A 20,352-nucleotide genomic window follows, 5' to 3' on the forward strand; every position below is an offset into this window, starting at 1 on the left:
GGAGGGTGCTGGCTTTTTTGGTTTCCCGATAAAAATTGAAGCAAAGAGATTTTCCAGTAAGAGCTCAATCTAGTGTAATAAGCTGTAATAGCCATCTTTTAATTTTCTCTGCATTATCCCTGAAAGCCTGTGAGTAAGGCATATACAAAAGGGAGTAAAAGTAATGAGTGCAAAATTAGATATAGCGGTGATCGGTGGTGGTGTATCAGGGGTATACAGTGCTTGGCGTTTGCAACAGGACTGTGGACACAGTGAAAAAATAGCTCTGTTTGAATACAGTAACCGGATTGGCGGTCGCTTGTATAGCCGAAAACTTCCTGGCTTGCCAAATGTGGTAGCTGAGTTAGGAGGAATGCGCTGGATTCCAGACCAACATGTGATGGTCAATAGTTTAGTAAAAACGCTAGACCTTGCCGAAAAAGATTTCCCCATGGGTTCCTCTCTTCCTCTATATCCTGAGTTAAGTGAGAAAACGGGTGACGACAAACCGTTAGCCGGGGCAGAAAATAATTTATTTTACTTACGTGGTCAGTATTTCCGTTACCGTGATTTTGCTGAATGCCCTGACAAGATTCCTTATAACTTAGATTGGTCAGAGCGGGGTTACGGCCCGGAAAACCTTCAGGTCAAGGTGATGAACCTGATCTGTCCTGGTTTTGCTGATATGCCGCTTTGTGAACAAATGAAAGTGAAGGTATTCGGCAAAGAAATCTGGAAGTATGGTTTTTGGAATCTGCTAGAACGTGTTCTTAGCAACGAAGCTTATCAATTTATGAAAGACGCAGGTGGCTATGATGCCAATGTAGCGAATGCCAATGCGGTTACCCAATTACCGGCTACAGAATACAAAGACGATACCGTTTTTAAAACCTTGAAAGACGGCTTTCAAGCGTTACCTTTATGCTTATGCGAACAGTTTGTAACGGCTAAGGGAATGTTGCCAGAGGATGAGCGTGTGAAGATGAACATGCGCCTTGCGGAAATTAAAATACATTCTGGAAAAGAGTATCCCTATACCTTGGTCTTTCAGCCAACTACTACCTGCGGTTCAGGTAAAACGGAGGATGATGATACCCAGTCAAAGGTGAGTGTCGAAGCGAAGAAAATCATTTTAGCCATGCCTCGCCGTTCTCTTGAATTGATTAAATCAGACTTCTTTGAAAATGATTGGCTAAAAGACAATATCCCCTCTGTATTAATTCAAAAAGCCCTCAAAATGTTTTTGGCTTATGAGACGCCTTGGTGGAGAAGTCTTGGTTTAGTTGCTGGCCGTTCAGTAACCGACTTGCCTATTCGTCAAACCTATTATATGGGGACAGAATGCGAACAAGAGGGCGGCGAAAAAACCATGAACTCCTTATTGATGGCGTCCTATAACGACATGGAGACCATTCCTTTTTGGAAAGGAATGGAAAAAGGTGCTCCATATAAGGGCTTTATGCCTAAATTTGGGTTGAAGAATACGGATAAGATTATATTGGATAATGAGTTTCCTATTACCCAAGAAATGGTTGAGTCCGCGCAGCGCCAAATAGAAGCAGTGCACAATCAAAAAGGCTTACCTATGCCGTATTCTGCTGTGTATCAAGAATGGGGTGATGATCCCTATGGTGGTGGTTGGCATGAATGGAAGTCCGGTTATCGTCTGGATGATATTATGTGCAGGATGCGACACCCTGTAGAAAGTGAGTCAATTTACATTGTGGGTGAAGCCTATTCCTATGAGCAAGGTTGGGTAGAAGGTGCCCTAAACACGGCAGAATCTACATTAGAAGAGTTTTTCGGACTAACAACGCCGACTTGGTTACGCGACAAAAATTATAGTTACCTACCTGTTCCTTGCCCTGGCGCTTGCGATCTGGAGCAACCTCAACAGCCCGTAGAGGATGGTCATAAGACGCTAGATGAAGTGACTGTATTTGCCTATGAAGGAATCAACCATGTCCAACAATAAGGTGTTTACCGTTGCTGATTATTTGCTGACCCGTTTACAACAGCTTGGCCTAGATAAGGTGTTTCAGGTTCCAGGAGATTATGTCAGTCACTTTATGGAGGCCTTAGAGGCTTTTGAGGGCATTGACGCTGTCGGTGATGTTAATGAGCTAGGTGCAGGTTATGCCGCAGATGGGTATGCGCGTTATAAAGGCATTGGCGCTGTGTCTGTACAGTATGGAGTTGGTACTTTGAGTGTGATCAACGCCACGGCAGGGTCTTATGTCGAACGGAATCCTGTCGTGGTGATCAGCGCCAGCCCTAGCCAAAGTGATCGAGAAATCATTGCCAATACAGGAGCGCTTTTTCATCACTCAACGGGTGATTTATTAGCAGACCAAAAAGTCTTTACCGCCGTAACGGTTGCGTCTGAAGTGTTAGGCAGCGTGATGACGGCACCGGCAAAAATAGATGAGGCATTGCGTTTGGCCATGTTGCATAAACGGCCTATCTATTTAGAAGCTTGGTCTAATGTGTGGGGAGAGCCTTGTGTGGCGCCATTGGATCAATTGGACTTGAGTGGTCCTACCAGTAATCAAGATCAGCTAACGCATTTTGTTGATAATGCCTATCTCAAACTACAGCAAGCCAAACAGCCCGTCATGATTCTGGGGATTGAAATCGCTCGTTTAGGTTTACAAGCCGATGTCATGGATTTGCTCAGCGCTTCAGGTTTGCCCTATACCACAACATCACTGGCGAAAAGTGTGTTAGATGAAGAGGCAGGGCTCCCTTTTATTGGTACCTATGCGGATGCAGCGTCATTGGAGGAGACCAATCGTTATGTGTCAGACAGTGATGTTATTTTGTCGTTAGGGGCCATTTTTACGGATGACTATTTGAATTTACTGACCAAACAATATAACCAAATGATATCGGTTGATATGGCATCATCTCGAATAGGTAATATTGCGTATCATGATGTATTTTTAAAAGACGTTATAAGAAGTTTAACGGCGTGCTTTAAAAAGGCTCAAGGGATGTTAACGCCTCAAGATTTGCCAACTCTGGACAGCTATCCGTGGGACGATAAGGTCTTAAACGAACCATTAAGCTATGAGCACTTTTTTACCATACTCAATAAACACATTCACAATCATGCGTTGCATCCTAAATTAAACCTGATTTTAGGGGAAAGCTCCTCCTTATACATGGCGATTCGGATGAATGGTTTTGTCCAAGACAGCTTTATTTGCGATGCCGCATGGGGATCCTTAGGGCATGAAACGGGTTGTGCGACAGGGGTTAGTATGGTGAATGATCGTCGTGCCATGGTGGTCGCAGGGGATGGCGGTTTTATGATGATGTGTCAGGCGCTATCCACAATAGCGCGAAATAAGCTTAATTCCGTCGTGTTTGTAATGAGCAATCAGGTCTATGCCATTGAGCAGTCCTTTGTGGATATCTGTGCGTTTGCCCCTAATGGAAAATTTGCGCCGTTTGATGAATTAGCGAGTTGGAATTATAAAGGGTTAGCGACGGCTTATGGTGTGGACTTCTTCAAAGTGGAGCTGGGAAAAGCGCTAATGGATTGTCTTAATGAGATTCACACTCATCAAGGAAAAGCCTATCTAGTGGAAGTCATTATATCGCCACGTGATCTTGCTCCCGCCGTCAAAAACCTAGCTGATTCGATCAATGAAAAGCCATATGCAGACTGTCTTTGTCATTAATATTAAGCAAATTTAAGGATTCAATATGCCCATGGAACCGAAAAAATTTAACCCAAGGCGTCAGGGAGAAAAAGGGGCTCGCTTTTCTTTCTCCGTTTCATTTCTGTTCAATGTCAAACTCGATAGCTTGTTATATCAGTATAAAAAAGACGAGGTGATGACGTTGTCTTTATTTGCGATTGACGGCGCACGCATTGCGATACGGTTGACATCGATGACAGACAATCAATATTTCATTTCTCGACAAGGGGGACTAAAGGAAGGGGAAACACTAGCGGCAACCATTACCCACGATGGAGAAAAAATGTCTCTTTATATTAATGGTAAAGAGATTCCGTTGGACGCAAGCCTGCCGACACAGGCACCTCAACCAGCCCCTCAGATAACGACTCTTCACCATCGTAAAGGCCAGTTTAGTTTTTCGAACAGTGTTTTATCCCAAGAAAATGTCAATGCCCAACATGCTGATATGCTCGCCAATATGGCGACCTCAGCCAGCATGTTAGACACTCGCCTGATGATTAATAATGAATCGGCTGTTGACTTGATATTGTGCCCGTCAGGGAACAGCTTGCCTAGTTGCTTTCCCAACGTTATCCCAAAGGGCGAGAAGGTGTCTTTTTCTTTTAAATCCTCTACGGGCGAGTCGTCGATAGCGGCCCGTTATGAGGCGAAAGAGAATACTGACATATGGTTAGAGATAAGGCTCACCATTCCACAGGAGCGGAATAATACAACGCTGGACGTGGAGATATCTCCTTACCTTCAAAAAGATATTGATACGTCTCAATCAATCTATAAAAAGGGCGAATTAACGAGTTTTATTGCCAATCTCTATATAGCGGACAATTTGGTTATCAGCAACAGCTTGCTATTTAGGCGCTATATCGTGGAGCTAGGCAATAAAATAGGCAAAGAAAAGCTGCTAAGCCGAGGCTTGGGTTTGAATACGAATCTGTCTGATCATCAGCAACTGACTCAGCAGGAACAAGACTACCAGTTTGTCGCCTTTAGTGAGCAAGCACAAATTTTTAATCGCCGGATTCAAAAAGTGCCCGCCGTGATTGTTCTGTGTCAGACGGAAGACGATGTACGAGAGGCGTTTGCATTAGCCAAAGAGAAAAAACTGCCGATTAGTATTCGTTCTGGTGGTCACGATCATGAAGGGGAATGCAGTGGCACGAACACCGTGTTACTGGATTTAATGGGGTTAGACCGTTACGAGTTTGACCCTACCACAAAACGTGTCAAAGTCGGTCCGGGCAATCGTTTTGAAGTATTAACGACAAAGCTGGCTCGCGATGGGGTGATGATACCCCATGGCACTTGCGCCACTGTGGCTATCCCTGGCTTTATTATGGGAGGCGGCTGGGGGCCATGGACACGAGCGCATGGCATGTGCTGTGAAAGCTTGGTCGCAGCGAAAGTGATTTTAGGGGATGGTCAGGTGGAAACCGTTTCCTTACACAATAAGCCAAAATTATTATGGGCCTTAAAAGGCGGCGGGGGCTTAAGTTACGGTATTGTGATTGAATTCGAGATCCAAACCTTTGACTTGCCACCGTCTTTGATTAAGTTTGAGTTGGAATGGAACCCTTATCAAACAGAATCCAATGGTACTGGCATTGAGCTTAGCGAACAGCACCCTACCTTGAAAATACTACAGTGCTGGGAGCAAGTGATTACGGATCAGCATTGCGAACTGATTGGTACTAACCTGAAAATAAACGGTAAATATGGCGACGCTGAATCGCCCAATTCCATGAAAACCAAAAACTTTAATGTATCGAACATTAAGCATAACTGCGTTATGTATGGTTATTGGGCAGGTAAGAAAGCCGCTTTAGACGCATTCATTAAGGCGTGTTTCATACCACAGCCGGATGCGATTCGTATCGATGGTGTAGCCGGTCTCGGGCATGATTACGGTAAGCAGCTAATGAGTGCCTGGGATAGAGAGTCGTTTGATCAAACCAAAGCGTTGCAAAATGGTCATCAGTCGGCCCCCTTGCCACCAGATTTAGATCAGCCAGCGCCCCATAAAATTACCTCTCGTCTAGTGGACCCTGATTGGTTAAGTGACAATAAAGCCCCTCATGTCGGCTATACTGAGCTTCTGCAGAGCTTGACTTCCCCATTGATCGGTACAAAAAACCGAGAAAAAGGCTTGTATTGTTATGTAACCCTTGGCGCGATTACAGGGCCTTATTATCAGGACAGTGACAACCAACAAAAAAGTGCCAATCTATTCTCTGGCAGTGCCTTTCCGTATGAAGACAAGCTCTATACCATCCAGTATCAAACGTGGTGGAATGAGAGCTTGGCTAACAAAGTGAAAGGCCAGGATAATTTCGTCTACACTAGGGTTAATCGTGCCATGGACTGGATTGAGGAAGCTCGTAAGTGTTTTATCCCCCACACTTCAGGTGCCTTTATCAGTTTTAAAGATGCGTCTATTCCGACGTCTGTGTACTTTGATAAAAACTATACTCAACTGGTTAATGTCAAAAAAGAGTATGTGCAAGATCCCTATAATTATTTACGAAAACGTAAAACCATTATTTAAGAGATCGACGGGACAAAGGAGACAAAAAAGACAAAAAAAGCGCCAGCTTTGGTTGAGTTGGCGCTTTTTCACTGTTGTCTGCTGTTAGCGGTGTTCTGCTGATTTGAGCCGTCTGATTGTGACTAGGCGGCTGGCATGGTTACAACAGGCTTAATGGTCACGCCTGATTCAGAGTCTTCAACGGCTTGGTTGATGTCTTTAAAATCGTATAGCTTGATCAATTTATCAAAGGGGAATTTGCCCGCCTGATAGAGTCGAATCAGTTCAGGAATAAAGACATCAGGATTCGATTCCCCTTCCACGATTCCCATTAAGCGTCGACCGCCGCTCATAAAATGCGTTTCATTGAACGATATTTCCGTGTCTGGTCCAGAGGCACCGAGAATGCCACAGGTGCCTTTTGGTGCAAGGCTTTCTACTGCCCCTTTGATGACGGCAGGAATCCCCGTGGTGTCGAGGGCAAATTTCGCCCCATAACCAGTGATTTTGAGGATTTCTTCGGTACTGTTTACTTTGCTGGGGTTGATGGTGTGAGTTGCCCCCAAACTTTTCGCCAGTGCTAGGCGATCATCATTCATATCCACCGCGATAATCGTGGTTGCAGAAACGGCACTTGCCGCCATGACAGCGGATAACCCTACTGAGCCCGTGCCGAATACCACAAAACTATCACCTTGAGAGACTTGCAAGGCATTTAAGACGGATCCCGCACCAGTTTGAATACCGCAGGCTAGTGGGCCTAATAGCTCAAGTTTAATGTCGGTGGGGACTTTCACTACATTCAACTCGTTACAAATGGCATAGCTGGCAAAGGATGATTGCCCAAAGAAGTTACTTGTAATGGGAGTACCATCTTGGCTCAAGGCACTGGAACCGTCGCTGCGTGTTCCTTCAAAATTGCGTGGAAAGAATTCATGGCAATAGCTGATATCGTGATTTTTACAACTTGGGCAAGTTCCACATGAGTTGAATGTCATCACCACATGATCACCAGGTTTGACTTTGCTGATACCAGCTCCCACTTTTTCAACAATCCCCGCGCCTTCGTGTCCTAATACTGCGGGCAGTGGCGTGGGCAGCATGCCGTCACGAACCACAAGGTCCGTATGACAAACCCCCGTAGCGACGACTTTAACAAGGATTTCGTCTTGTCTTGGTTCCTCAATATCAATGTGTTCGACACTGAAAGGTTTTCCCGTTTCACGTGCGATAGCGGCCAAAATTTTCATGATCATTTCCACCTTATTGTTGTTATTTGATGAGCAATCCAGACATGACATCTGGGGTTTTTTAATCGGTAAGGCAAGCTTTATTGTTTATATATTAAACAATATGATATTAAACTATTTTTTACAACAAGTAGAAAACGAACATCGCGGAAAAAATAAGATGATGGTTTGTCGATATGGGTCGATGGGTTCTGACCATGACAGAGCATGTCATTCTTCAGCGTATATGTCTTTAGTCGCTACATGCCCATAAACCAAACCATATCGCAATACTGCTAGGCTTTGTCGGGACAACAATGCCTCCACAAGTGACATCAAATCTGCCACCTGCAAATTCGATTTCATCGGTTATCGCAAAAACCAGTAAACATTGATTGATCAAACAATTGCTAAAATCAACATTTACCATCTATTGTTAAAATGCTTTTTTCTCAAAAAGGAACTCTTAACTTAGGGAAGCAAAAATGGATAACAATAAAAACAAAAATGGAGAATCAATATGCTAAAAATCATCAATGCTATTACACTCTGCTCGATATCCCTTCTTATTAGTGTCAGTGCGTTAGCCGCTAATGACAACTCCAATAGGGATGATCGCTTTATAACAAAATTCGTTTATGAATCTCGTGTGACGATAGATAAAGCGAGAGTAACCGTTGGCCAGAGTAAATATGGTGAACGAGGCATTGTTTGGATCACGGGGGGAGAATTTAAAGGCCCATCGTTAAAAGGAAAGGTTCTTTCTGGAGGCGGTGATTGGCAACTTGGCCGTCCAGACGGTAGTAAAGAGTTAGATGCAAAATATGCTCTTAAAACCGACGATGGCTATATTATTTTAGTACAGAATAAAGCGATTATTAGCCCAAAACCAACCAAAGAAAACCCTAAAAATCGTTATGCAAAAAGCGTGTTAAGCTTTGAAGCTCCCATCGGTAGTCCTTACGAATGGATGAATAAAGCCATTTTCTTAGGAACAGTAGACAAAGCAAAGGATTATGATAAAGATCCCGCTGTGATTATTCGTGTTTGGCAGGTGCTCTAACTCAACACTTAATCCAGCTTAATACTTAGATCCTCTTCCAAATACTGCAAGGGGATCTCAGTTCGCGCAGTTGTGTTAACTACTGACAATCAAATCGTTTACCGCGCTAGAAATCAGATCTTTTTTTACCTTGGTATGGGCAACGGGTTGGTCAAACCAAAAACTCATCGGCTGATCAAAGCCAATGCCATGCATATAATTATAGAGCGCTTTGCGCAGTCCATCTCCCAACATATCATGGTCGGTGCCCGTTGGGTCGATGAAATCCACATCGTTTTCGGCAAACAAAACATGGGGTCGTTCGGTAAGGGTAATGCCATACGCATCGGGATTGATGCCAATAGGGCTATGGGCAGTGGCGGCAAAACGGTGCCAAAAAGCAGACTGAAAACAGCCTTGCCCCATCATTTGTCGCACCATTTCTAGCGCATCAATGGTTTCTTGCTCGGTCTGCGTTGGGAAGCCATACATCAAATAAGCATGTACCAGAATACCAGCATCACTGAATGCTTTGGTTACACGGGCAACTTGCTCGACACTCACGCCTTTTTTCATTAGTTTAAGCAATCGGTCGGACGCCACTTCCAAGCCGCCGCTCACGGCGATGCAGCCAGAATCCGCCAGTAATTGGCAGCGTTCAGGGGTGAAGGTTTTCTCAAAGCGAATATTGCCCCACCAACTGATTACTACGCCCCGTTCGATCAAACGCTTTGCCAGCGCAAATAAGGCCTTTGGTGGTGCCGCTTCATCGACAAAATGGAAACCTGTTTGCCCCGTTTCTTCTATCAATTCTTCAATACGATCCACCAGAATATCGGCGCCGGCCGCATCGTAGCGGTCAATGTAATCCAGTGTCACATCACAGAAGCTGCACTTGCGCCAATAACAACCGTGGGCAATGGTCAACTTATTCCAGCGACCATCGCTCCAGATGCGGTGCATGGGATTGAGCATTTCACATAGGGACAAGTATTCTGTTAACGGTAAGCCGTCGTATATCGGCGTGCCAACATCGGTTTGAGGAATATCGTGCAACTCGGCGTTTTCGTTATAGTGCACGAAGGGCTCGCCGTTTTCGTCTTCTGCAAGAAAGTAAGTACGCACCAACTCATCAATTTCGCGCTTGCCATCAAAGAATTCCAGCAAAGTCATAAAAGGCCGCTCGCCATCGTCAACACAGATAAAATCGACAAATTCGAATACCCGTGGGTCTTTCAGTGCGCGAAGCTCAGTATTCACAAAACCGCCGCCTAGTACCACAGGCAGGTCAGGATTAATCTCTTTACAGGTTTGCGCAATGCGCAGTGCTCCCAGCATATTACCAGGGAAAGGCACGGTGAGTGCGACGACGCTGGGTTGAGCTTCTTCTAGATATTGCTCAACGAGCTGTTCTAGAATCTCAGAACTAAAACTCGGCTCATCCATTAACGTGTTGTATAGATCGTCAAAGCTTGGATTGGCCGCCGCCAACCGCTCACCATAACGGCTGACCTCAAAATAGGGATCAACCCCTTGAGTAATCACGGCAGACAAATCGTTGATAAACAAGGTTGCCAGATACTTGGCTTTATCTTGGACACCAAGATCACCAAAAGCGGTTTTGAGTATGTCCCCTGAGACGGCTTCCATCTGTGCGATCACATTGAAAGCTGGGCCTTCTGGTAAAAAACGACGTGAGATAATGCGTAAGGCAAGGCTGGAATCTTTGCCTTGTAAAAAGCGAATAACCGGCTCGACACAAGTACGATAACGATCAAACTCGGCCAAAAAGGTAAAGATCACATCAGGTAGCTCATCCTCCTCAAAAGACTCGAAATTGGCCTCCACATGCTGACGGATAATATCCAGCGCAGGGGCCGTCATCATCTCAAGAAACAATTCGATGGCAGGGTCTCGCTGCACCGCCTCATAGCCCCGAGAGCGCAAAAAACCAGTTAGATAGGCCGTCGCTGGATACGGAGTATTTAACTGAGTCATGGGTGGGGTCATCAGAAGAACGGTCATAGCTTGCCTTTAAAGTAAAACCTAATAGGAATGAGGCGGATTTTAGCAAATGGCCTGAATAAAAGTCTTATTAATTCACTGGGGAGAGAGAAATACTCCCATAGTGAACCCCAATCTCTCCACAATTGCGCGTTGCTTTGCTGCTATTGCGTCGATATGGTAGTCAATGGGTCTTTATGTTTGTAAATATGATTGGATATCAGTATGAAAAAACAACTATTAGCCGTTTTATCTTCAACAGCTATCATGGCAACCACGACAATGGCATACGCTAGTGACAGCAGCACGTTTTCTCAAGATCAGCAAGAGCAGATTGGCAAAATTGCCGCAGACTACTTAATAAAACACCCTGAAATTCTGGTTCAAGTGAGCCAAGAGCTCCAAAAGAAACAGCAGGAGGCGGAACAGTCAGCGTTGACAATATCGGCTGTGAAAGCCCATGCCGCCTTAATGAAGCTGGACGGTATTCCGCACATTGGCCCGAAAGATGCCAAAGTGACTGTGACGGAGTTTTTTGATTATCAGTGCTTCTATTGCCATAAAATGGCCCCTGAAGTGGAACAGCTCATGAAAGCCAACCCGAATGTGAAGTTTATTTTCCGTGATTGGCCGATTTTTGCATCCCGCTGGGAAACTTCCGCAACAGCCGCGTTTGCAGGTCTAGAAATTTGGCATCAAAAAGGAGCTAAAGCCTATCTTAACTACCATAATGGCATTTTCGCAACGAATCATGATGAAGGCAAATTGACCAATGCCGATATTCAAAAAGTAGCAAAAGCGGCTCTCAAAGCGCCTTTGAAAAAAATGTCTGATGCGCCGTATAAGAAAACCATCATGGTTAACGATCAAATATCTCGTCAGATTGGTTTCCAAGGCACACCAGGGTTTATTATTACACCCGCTAGTGGTGCCTCAGTGAAAAATACCACCGTGATCGGCGGCGCAGTGGATGAGCAAACGTTGCAGCAAGCGATTGATCAAGCCAGTCAGGACTAAGCAAGCGTAAAATGAAAAACCAAAAAGAGATTTGCTAAACCAAATCTCTTTTTATTGTTTTGAATCATGACCCTTAGCATACGTCAACTGGCTTGATGTTAGTCTGATAATTCGTTATTGGCGACTAACTTAGCCGCTTGTTCCGTGGCGTTTTGTGTGCGCGAAGCAAGGTTTCTCACCTCATCGGCTACGACAGCAAATCCTCGACCTTGCTCTCCTGCTCGAGCAGCTTCGATGGCGGCATTAAGGGCGAGCAGGTTCGTTTGCTTGGCAATATCGCTAATTATTTCTACAATTTCTCCAATTTTTACGAAATTCTCCTTCATCTTATTTTGATATTCCATTTCTGTTTCTTGTATATTTTCTTGATGAATTTGGGCGTCAATATCGGTTAAGGCTCCGACAACACGTAGTGGATTGCCCTGTGCATCTCGTTTTGTCTCCCCTCTCGCGTTGAACCAACGGTATTCCCCGGACTTCATCTTGAGTCGGTAATTAATCTCGTAAGGGGTTTTGCCCGTGCGATCCGAGAGGTGTTTGGAAAAAGCATCCACAACGTCTTTGCTTTCATCTGGATGTAAACGAGAAGCCCAGCTATCAAGCACGTTGGGGAAGTCGTTTTCATTTTCAAAACCTAAAAGATGACGGAACTGGTCTGACCACCAGAATGGGTTATCAGGGTTCACAGGGTCGCCAGCGATAACTTCCATGTCCCATAACCCGTCAGAAAGCATTTTATTGGCCAGTTCAAAACGATCAATAAACTTACGTCTTTCTTTTTGTCCTAGCCTCTCTTCATGTACGTCCGTAAGCGCACCGGCCACGCGTAATGGGTTACCTTGACTGTCTCTAAGGGTTGCTCCTCGAGCGCGGAACCAACGATACTCACCGCTTTTTAATTTGAGACGGTATTCAATGTCATAACCTGTGCGACCTGATTTGTCGTTTAGATGTGCTGTAAAAGCATCGAATGTCGCGTTTTTATCGTCAGGATGCAATCTGTCTGACCAGCTCCTAGCAATATTTGGAAAATCATTCTCATCACGGTAGCCCAGCATATTGCGGAACGCTTGTGACCACCAAAATGGGTAATTCTCATCAAACTCTCTTCCAGGAATAAACGTAAGATCCCAAAGGCCATCTGCCGTCGCTTCACACATTAAATTAAACCGTTGCTCATAATTGTTGATGGCTTCTTCAAAGGAGATGAGCTGTTGGTTAGCTGATTCGAGTTCTTTTCTTAGGGTTTGCTCGGTGCTATAGGCGGCTTGTAGCTTATCGGTTACGATTTTGGATATATGGGATATGACATCAAAACGATCTTCCAAGTCTATTTTTGTTTCTGGAAGTACGTTCATAATGGACTGAATGGTATCATCAATTTTTTGTTTATGTTTTTTGCTCAGTAGCATAAGACTTTCCTTCACACAGGATCAGTTGATAACGTAAGGTCCGTGCAAACGTTCTGTATCAAGGAATATAGCAAGGAAGCGTGTATAAATTAATTTCATAAGTGTTATGATTTTTAGTTAAATGTGTGTGTCATGTTGTTTGAATAGATGAGATTTGTTGCATTTATGTACTCGGTTCAGGTTCTATACATTGGCTGGTGGCTAGGGTAGGTAGAGAGAGGATAGAGGGGTAGTCAGAGTGATTAGGGGGCATTCCCTTACCCCTAGTCACTCAGAAATTAACGAACGAGCATAATAGATTTGTCTGTATGGGACGTTAAATAGCTGCCGTGGGGATGGAAAAAGTGGTCTTTAAACGTGGGAACATGGGACGCCATGACGACCAAATCAATAGGATTGTCATGTAGCCAGTGATTTAACACATGATCCATATCGGCGGCAGGGTCGGTGCAAGGAACCACCACGCCAACAAACTCAACGCCAAACTCCTGCTTTTTCATTTCAGCAAACGCATCCAACCTACTTTTGAACTCCTCAGGATCATGGGAAACCTCATTTGCTGCAGACGTTGACACGGCGAGTAGGAACACCTTGGACGAATACAGCTTGGCAAGATCCCCAGTGACTTTTAGCGCTTTTTCTAGTTTTTCCGCGTGGGCTAAATCCACAGGTACAGCGATATGGTCATACATAACAAGCCTCCTTTTAGTTTTTGACTTCTTTTCAGTATAGAGCAATCTGAGTCAAGACTATGGAGGTAAGGTGAAAAGTAATAGGAGACGAGCTAATAAGGAGCCGTTATAGAGATGCTTCTATATAACGGCTCCGTGAAACGGTGGGCGTCTAGCGCCCTAAAATAGATTTAAGATAGCCCGCACCGAGTTGCCGCATTTGTTGTTCCACCCAATTGACCCTTTCGCGAAGATACGGTGTTAAATGGTTAGGATTGCGTTCACGAGGGTCGGGTAATAGTACCGCTAATCGCGCGGCTTCATCTTTGGTTAGCTTACTTGCAGACTTGCCAAAATAGTGCTCGCTAGCCGCTTCAATACCATAAATACCTTTACCAAATTCCGCTATGTTTAAGTACACCTCTAAGATACGCTTTCTGCCCCAAATGGCCTCAAGACTGACGGCTAATATGGCTCCGAGGCCTTTGCGGATAAAACTGCGCGCAGGCCATAAGAAAAGGTTTTTTGCCGTTTGCTGGGTGATGGTACTGGCGCCACGCAGGCCGTCACCATCGTCGTATTGGCTGATAGCATTACCAATGGCGGTAAAATCAATGCCAAAATGATATGGAAACCGCTGATCTTCTGAGGCAACGAAAGCGAGTGGCACGTAGGGTGGCAGCTTATCAATACTTATCCATTGTTGAGTGACTGGATAAGGGCTTTGTAGCATAAAGGATGTGGTTGGCGGTGGAACAAACCGAAAGACCAGTAAGACGAGAAGCAGAACCAGATAAAAACGCCATATAACAGACCATACCTTACCTAAAATACTACGTTTACGCTTTGCCATTCATTGTCTCTTATCTGTTTGAACGAGGCTAACTCATGTTGAGCAAGAGTATAAACAAAAAAATTATCCATCTCCTGTCATTTTGATAAGAGGGCTCTCGATGGAAGGTGCAAGCGGCAAACTGACATCTTAGATGTTTATGATTCCTTTACATTTTATCGTCTTTTATTCGGAGACTAGATTCCTGTAGTATGCGCTCACTAACGATATATCGTCTGTAAAGCAATGTCCCACCTCACTCAGCGTAATAAGGAACCGTCAAAATGGCTGACTTCAAAATCCATGTGACTGTGGCTGCCATACTCAGTGCACCACTTGCCGCAAGTGCCTTTATGATGGGATTTGCGACTATAAGTGACGCCATTCTTTATGCCTTAGCCGGAACGCTTGGCGGGATGTTGCCTGATATCGACTCTGATGAATCCATCGCCATTCGGATCGTTTTTCGCTTGCTTGGTGCCTTGGTCGCAGGTCTCACAGTCGTGCTATGTGTAAACCAGCTGCCCCATTGGCAAGTGCTCGCGTTGGCGCTAGTCAGCTACTTACTGGTACGCTTCCCGATACAGTGGGGGTTTGAACAACTCACCATTCACCGAGGAACACTACACAGCTTGCTAGCCAACCTGATGTTTACCTTGATCTCGGCAGCAATCTCGTTTCATGTCTTCGATCTGAACGCGAAAACCGCATGGGGCGTAGGAGCATTTATCTTCTTTGGGTCGACCATACACCTCATACTCGATGAGCTATACAGCATTGAACTGTCTGGAATGCGCGTTAAACGCTCCTTTGGTAGTGCTCTGAAACTCACGGACTGGAGCGAACCTTGGACATCACTTTTGCTCGTTCTATGCTGTGCTTTGGGGTACTGGCTAAGCCCCAATCCAGATGTATGGCATACGACGTTTGCTTGGTTGCCTAAGTTTGCTTAAGAGCATCAAAAAGCAGATTCTTAATGCGCCTTTCTTCTTAGTGATGGGTCCAATGGCTATCTCAAAATCCAAATTGGTTAGCATATAAATAATTGTGTATCTCATCTATTTTGTGTTCTTATCAAAGCATGATTCACAATAATAAAAATAGGAATACACCATGAATGCTAGACAGAACGTGTGGTTTACTGGGTTGATGATTGCTGAAATACTCATTGCCATTGCTTTGACAATACCGCTCACTCTGACCGATAGTATGCCAACGCTTGCCAGCCTAATATTGGTTTGGCTACTCGCCGCCATTGCCATGTTTTTCACGTATAACACGCTAAAAAAAGGGCGCCAGCAACATCAGGCTCTGTTGTTGGTTGCTGACAGACTGGCGAAACATATGCCTGATCACCCCCAATTTACCTTGCCAGCGAAGGTCGACGACTTCCTACTTTGGGTCGACCAAGCTATTCAGGAATTGACGCAACCGAAACAGGAAGAACGGCATGTCACAGTAGCGAATACAGCACCACAGAGTAAACTTGACGCGCTACTTCAGATTGTTAATAAACAAGAGCAAGATTTGTCTGACATTCTCAAACACCGCCAGCATAGCGCGCCGCTTATTCAAGGGGTGGCAGCCAATACTGAAATTATCACGCAAAAGGTTGGCGTCTTGGTGAGCGATGCCAATCAAGGGCAGCACAATTTGCAATTGGCGGAAGGCGTCTTGAAAGAACTGACTCAGCAAGTGTCCTCTACAGCCGATGTAATCAATCTGCTTTCTAACAACTCGGAACAAATTTCCTCTGTGCTGGACGTGATTCGTAGTATTGCCGACCAAACCAACTTGTTAGCTCTTAATGCTGCCATTGAAGCCGCCCGTGCGGGCGAACAAGGTCGAGGCTTTGCTGTGGTTGCCGATGAAGTGCGTAACCTTGCCAGCAAAACCCAACAATCCACTCACGACATTCAAGTCATGATAGAAAGCCTGCAAAAGGGTGTCTCAGAAGCCGTGAACAACATTGATGGTAGTGTGCACTCCGTGCAGGATACCGTTGAGCTAACCAACAAAGCGGGTGAGTCTCTGGCCGAAATCTGTACCGAAGTGAATGAAATTAACCGACTGGTTAACGAAAATTCCACTAAGCAAATCAATATTGGCAAATTGGCGGTGGAAGTGAACGAACGATTACAACACCTCAATGAACGAACCCTAGAAGCAAAAGCCCTCTCAACACAGCTTCAGGAAACCATTGTTTAGTAAAGGAAGAGGCTTAATAAACAAAGAGGCGAACGAATTATAGAGGATTAAATTAGTAGCCTAAGTGATTGAGAAATAATGAAAAAAATAGTGCAATGTAAACTTTACTTGTCTACAATATGAACACAACTTATCCTTCTTCCACGCGTGGCGACATACAGACCCCTGGAGTTGGACGATTAAGCCGGCCTAGTGCCGGTTTTTTCAATTTTACAGCCTTAAAAAAGACGTTAAATAATGGATATGGAAAGTCCTTACAGTCCTTCTTCTCATACTTTTGATACGAGACACGCCAATCATTATTATATCCAAGCAATTGGACTGAAAACATGAGAACGAGGGTCTACATCGATGGTTACAACTTATACTTTGGTTGCTTAAAAGGCACCCCATATAAATGGCTATCCCGTTTCTCTTATTGAAACCTTACTTGTGCGCTCTGGTGCTCCAGAATCCATATTAGACATTATCCATCAACATGCGAAGGCTTATGCTGATCACAAAAAAACAATACGGATAGAGTGGGCTAACTTTTTATATCGAAATTAACTTTCCCCTATTGCCGCTTATCAATTAACCCAATCTACGCCTTATTCGTAGCGCACGTTTTTAAAAAATAATGACGATACAGCTGATAGAAGCGTGAGACGTGCAGTGGTTTCTCCCCCTTATATTGATGTAAAAAATAAAAGTGCCAATCCTTGCCGCGACATTCTGGAAGTACTCTTTGTAAACCGCCATCTTGCAAATGCTTTTGCACTAAAAATTCGGGCAGCAGGGCTATTCCCATGTCCAGTAATGTCGCTTCAAGTCCTGTGGCTAGGCTATTTATTTTGACACAGTGGCCGAGAGAGATCATTTGTTTATTATCGAGGTGGTTATCAAATACCTCGATTTTGGGTCTATGCCATGCCGTCGCTATGAATTTGTGTTGTGCAAGTTCTTCTAAGTTTTTGGGGAAGCCGTACTGGGCCGTGTAGCGCGGTGAGGCACAGAATATCTCTGATACGGTGCTGACCGATAAAGCGCGATAGTCACAGTCTTTAATATCACCACCAAAAATGGCGGCGTCGAGTTGATGTTCTATCAGATCTTGCCATTTGGCGGTCACCACAATCTCAGGGGTGATCAGCGGAAACTCGATACACAATTGCCGGATGGCGGGCATCACAACTTCTTTTTCGGAAAAAGGCGGAACGGACACTTTAAAGAGTCCGCTAGGTTGATCCTTGATTTGGTTTAACTCCGTGAAAGCCATATTAAGCTGCTCATCTAACAATTCACTGCGGGCAAGCAGGGTTTCCCCCGCTGCGGTTAGTAAGACGCCTCTTGTACTGCGTATTAGAAGTTGCTGACCAATGGCCTCCTCTAAACGTTTGATTTGTTGACTAATGGCCGACTTGCTAATGCCTAGCTTTTTAGCGGCGGCAGTATAGGAACGTTTGGAGGCGACTTCCGCAAAGGTGAGAAGTAAGGGAGCGAGCTTTATATTGTTCATTTATATAAACACTATGTTAATTATATCGATATTGTTAAATAAACAACACAATCTTAAGCTAAGTCAACCTATTCACTTGTCTTAAGGAGACAGAAACATGACTAGCTTTGTGATTGTCGATTCAACCGTCATTGATCAAGATAAATTGGCAGAGTACAGCGCTCAAGCAAAGGCCACTATAGAGCCCTATGGCGGCCGATTTATCGCCAAGGGGGAAGCCGAAATACTGCATGGGGAATCCGAACATAGTAAAAAAGCCATTATCGAATTCCCCGATAAAGAAAGTGCTAGAAACTGGTACAACAGCGACGCCTATCAAGCACTAGCGCCGCTTCGTGAAGCTGGCATTCGCAGTACTTTCCAACTGTTGTAGTCGTCAGTAATGACAGCAAGAGAGGTAACTCTTTGAAAGATGGGGTAATTGTCACCTGGAGCCAATTACCCCATAACTTAGCCTCAATGAGATTAAGCCGCTTGCTGGGTCAGCGCACTGCGGCGGAGTTGCAGGATAGCCAATAAAGCCAAAGCCCCTACTGCCAAGCAGGCTGGAAACAGCACCGTGGTAACGGAGTAGGCTTCGAGTGCCACAACAGAACACATATTACGCAAAATTATAAGCATGAAAAAAAGACGGCTTTCTTCAAAGGGATGGTGGTAAGCCTTGCGGAAGGTAGGTCCAAAACCGATCATATCGACAGTGGTCAGAATCACTACTGTCCACAATGGGTTACTGGTAATGTACCACAGAGGCAACGACGCCAAGGCAACGATTAAGAAGGCCCAATCCAATTTAGTGATAGTGGCATCGCCGCGCTTGATACACGCTAGTATGGCAATAAAAATCGTAATAAACCCTGATAATCCAATGGGCCATGCTCCCATGCCGCCCTCGGCTTCCAGCTGAGCAAAGAAGATAATGGTGGTGGTTATGCCCCAAATCATCCATGAAAACACATGGGGCTTCACTAGGCCTCGTAAGATCAACACAATGTAAGGCACAAATCCAATGATCGCTAATACAATGGCGATGCCACTAAAAATAAGCTTGATATTGAATTCCATGTGCCCTCCCTACGCTTAAGATCATAGTAAAACTTGATTCTACCGACTTCGTTCTAAAACAGACGGACAAAACACGTCAGATCTGCACCAAAATAGGTCGTTTAAGGTGAATCGGTCAGACATCCATAGTACTCGATAAAATGCTCCCAACAACCCAGTCCGCGGTAGCGTTGGGGAATGAAGCTGACAATCGAGATTCTCAACGCTATGGAGATGCACTACAATCCGAACATCCTCATTATTAAACCAACGAGAAAAGGCGAATAACCACATGACCCCATTAGACATGGAAGCGGAGCGTACCCTAGTGGGAAAAGGTGTGTTGTTATGTTTAGCCGCGATGTTGGTATTCGCCTCACAAGATGCCGTGACGAAAATCCTCGTGCAGGAGATGTCGGTGGCGCAAGTGGTACTCGTGCGCTATTGGGTGTTTGCATTATTTGCGATCATTTGGGTGTCACGTCACAGTACGGTTCGTCATGCATTACGTTCGGTGCGCCCTAAGTTGCAGGTGTTACGTTCCTTATTGTCCATTGCTGAGATTGCGATTTTCAATCTGGCACTGCGTTATCTTGGCTTAGCTGAAGCGCATTCCCTGATGGCGGTGTTCCCATTAATGGCAATTGCCTTGGCGGCACCCATCTTAGGGGAACGGGTAAGTCTGAAATGTTGGTTGGCGGTGTGTGTCGGTTTTATCGGAACACTGATTATTTTACGACCCGGGCTAGAAGTCTTTAAACCTGAGTCGCTGATACCGTTAACTGCGGCCTTGTGTTTTGCTGGTTATCATGTGGTGACCCGTCAGGTGAGTTCCGCTGGGGATGGTTTTAACACCAACATACTCTATATGGCCTTAGTCGGTTGTGTGTGTGCAACGGTTTTTGGGGTGACGGTATGGCGTGAGCCGAGCATGCAAGAATGGATTCTATTGGCCGTGATTTCTATTATGAGTGTCGCTGCACAGCTTTTATTAGTGAAAGCCCTAGAGTATGCCCCCGCCTCGATACTACAACCTTTCAATTACAGCTTACTAGTGTTTGCCACCATTATTGGCTTCTTAGTGTTTAGAGAACTGCCAGACAGATGGACCATTGTGGGAGCAGGCATTGTCATTGCCAGTGGCTTATATGTGATCTACTTACAGCATAAACGCGAGTAATTTTTAAT

General features: G+C 44.9%; 16 protein-coding genes. 9 read left to right on the top strand and 7 right to left on the bottom strand.

The genetic code is table 11. The features are described from left to right. Window positions 1–163 precede the first annotated feature (163 nt). From AC0VYG_RS01145 to AC0VYG_RS01155, 3 genes are read left to right on the top strand one after another with little or no spacing between them, the layout of a single operon-like run. Window positions 164–1,954, top strand: a complete 1,791-nt coding sequence (locus AC0VYG_RS01145) for a flavin monoamine oxidase family protein (RefSeq protein WP_475430528.1) — start codon at window positions 164–166, stop codon at window positions 1,952–1,954. Then, entirely contained in the window at window positions 1,941–3,665 is a 1,725-nt protein-coding gene (locus tag AC0VYG_RS01150) for an alpha-keto acid decarboxylase family protein (RefSeq protein ID WP_475430529.1), read from the top strand. Before AC0VYG_RS01145 ends, AC0VYG_RS01150 begins: the two co-directional genes overlap by 14 nt. A 31-nt stretch (window positions 3,666–3,696) precedes the next feature. Next, window positions 3,697–6,231, top strand: coding sequence for an FAD-binding oxidoreductase (locus tag AC0VYG_RS01155; RefSeq protein WP_475430530.1), 2,535 nt, complete (start codon window positions 3,697–3,699; stop codon window positions 6,229–6,231). 122 nt (window positions 6,232–6,353) lie between these two features. Here the strand turns inward: AC0VYG_RS01155 and AC0VYG_RS01160 are convergent, their stop codons facing one another. Then, window positions 6,354–7,460 (bottom strand): NAD(P)-dependent alcohol dehydrogenase, encoded by a 1,107-nt coding sequence (locus tag AC0VYG_RS01160; protein ID WP_475430531.1) that lies wholly within the window; start codon window positions 7,458–7,460, stop codon window positions 6,354–6,356. A gap of 499 nt (window positions 7,461–7,959) precedes the next feature. Here AC0VYG_RS01160 and AC0VYG_RS01165 point away from each other — a divergent pair, with 499 nt between their 5' ends. Further along, window positions 7,960–8,502 (top strand): DUF3237 family protein, encoded by a 543-nt coding sequence (locus tag AC0VYG_RS01165; RefSeq protein ID WP_475430532.1) that lies wholly within the window; start codon window positions 7,960–7,962, stop codon window positions 8,500–8,502. Window positions 8,503–8,577: 75 nt separating this feature from the next. On the opposite strand, the gene AC0VYG_RS01170 is transcribed toward AC0VYG_RS01165, so the two are convergent. Continuing rightward, complete coding sequence (locus AC0VYG_RS01170) at window positions 8,578–10,479, bottom strand: B12-binding domain-containing radical SAM protein (RefSeq protein ID WP_475430533.1); 1,902 nt, start codon at window positions 10,477–10,479, stop codon at window positions 8,578–8,580. A gap of 231 nt (window positions 10,480–10,710) precedes the next feature. Between AC0VYG_RS01170 and AC0VYG_RS01175 the strand changes: the two genes are divergently transcribed. Then, the gene (locus AC0VYG_RS01175) at window positions 10,711–11,502 is read left to right on the top strand and encodes a DsbA family protein (protein ID WP_475430534.1); all 792 of its coding nucleotides are present in this window, start codon (window positions 10,711–10,713) and stop codon (window positions 11,500–11,502) included. A gap of 98 nt (window positions 11,503–11,600) precedes the next feature. Here AC0VYG_RS01175 and AC0VYG_RS01180 read toward each other — a convergent pair whose 3' ends face one another. From AC0VYG_RS01180 to mtgA, 3 genes are all read right to left on the bottom strand, one after another. Beyond that, window positions 11,601–12,914, bottom strand: coding sequence for a PAS domain-containing protein (locus AC0VYG_RS01180; protein ID WP_475430535.1), 1,314 nt, complete (start codon window positions 12,912–12,914; stop codon window positions 11,601–11,603). 278 nt (window positions 12,915–13,192) lie between these two features. Continuing rightward, entirely contained in the window at window positions 13,193–13,606 is a 414-nt protein-coding gene (locus AC0VYG_RS01185) for a universal stress protein (RefSeq protein WP_475430536.1), read from the bottom strand. Window positions 13,607–13,757: 151 nt separating this feature from the next. Next, entirely contained in the window at window positions 13,758–14,438 is a 681-nt protein-coding gene (gene mtgA / locus AC0VYG_RS01190; RefSeq protein ID WP_475430537.1) for a monofunctional biosynthetic peptidoglycan transglycosylase, read from the bottom strand. A 263-nt stretch (window positions 14,439–14,701) separates the two neighbouring features. On the opposite strand from mtgA, the gene AC0VYG_RS01195 reads away from it, so the two are divergent. Both AC0VYG_RS01195 and AC0VYG_RS01200 read left to right on the top strand, forming a co-directional pair. Continuing rightward, a complete protein-coding gene (locus tag AC0VYG_RS01195; RefSeq protein ID WP_475430538.1) occupies window positions 14,702–15,370 on the top strand; it encodes a metal-dependent hydrolase in 669 nt (222 codons plus the stop codon). A 160-nt stretch (window positions 15,371–15,530) separates the two neighbouring features. Beyond that, entirely contained in the window at window positions 15,531–16,625 is a 1,095-nt protein-coding gene (locus AC0VYG_RS01200) for a methyl-accepting chemotaxis protein (RefSeq protein WP_475430539.1), read from the top strand. Window positions 16,626–17,208: 583 nt separating this feature from the next. Here AC0VYG_RS01200 and AC0VYG_RS01205 read toward each other — a convergent pair. Beyond that, entirely contained in the window at window positions 17,209–18,123 is a 915-nt protein-coding gene (locus AC0VYG_RS01205) for a LysR family transcriptional regulator (protein ID WP_475430540.1), read from the bottom strand. A 97-nt stretch (window positions 18,124–18,220) separates the two neighbouring features. On the opposite strand from AC0VYG_RS01205, the gene AC0VYG_RS01210 reads away from it, so the two are divergent. Continuing rightward, window positions 18,221–18,496, top strand: a complete 276-nt coding sequence (locus AC0VYG_RS01210) for a DUF1330 domain-containing protein (protein ID WP_199475505.1) — start codon at window positions 18,221–18,223, stop codon at window positions 18,494–18,496. A 92-nt stretch (window positions 18,497–18,588) separates the two neighbouring features. Here the strand turns inward: AC0VYG_RS01210 and AC0VYG_RS01215 are convergent, their stop codons facing one another. Beyond that, a complete protein-coding gene (locus AC0VYG_RS01215; RefSeq protein WP_475430541.1) occupies window positions 18,589–19,185 on the bottom strand; it encodes a hypothetical protein in 597 nt (198 codons plus the stop codon). Window positions 19,186–19,456: 271 nt separating this feature from the next. On the opposite strand from AC0VYG_RS01215, the gene AC0VYG_RS01220 reads away from it, so the two are divergent. Beyond that, complete coding sequence (locus tag AC0VYG_RS01220; RefSeq protein ID WP_475430542.1) at window positions 19,457–20,344, top strand: DMT family transporter; 888 nt, start codon at window positions 19,457–19,459, stop codon at window positions 20,342–20,344. Window positions 20,345–20,352: the final 8 nt, after the last annotated feature.

It is taken from the genome of Marinomonas sp. 63XJN7_7_ISO-PGPR-S23-202, assembly GCF_056173505.1.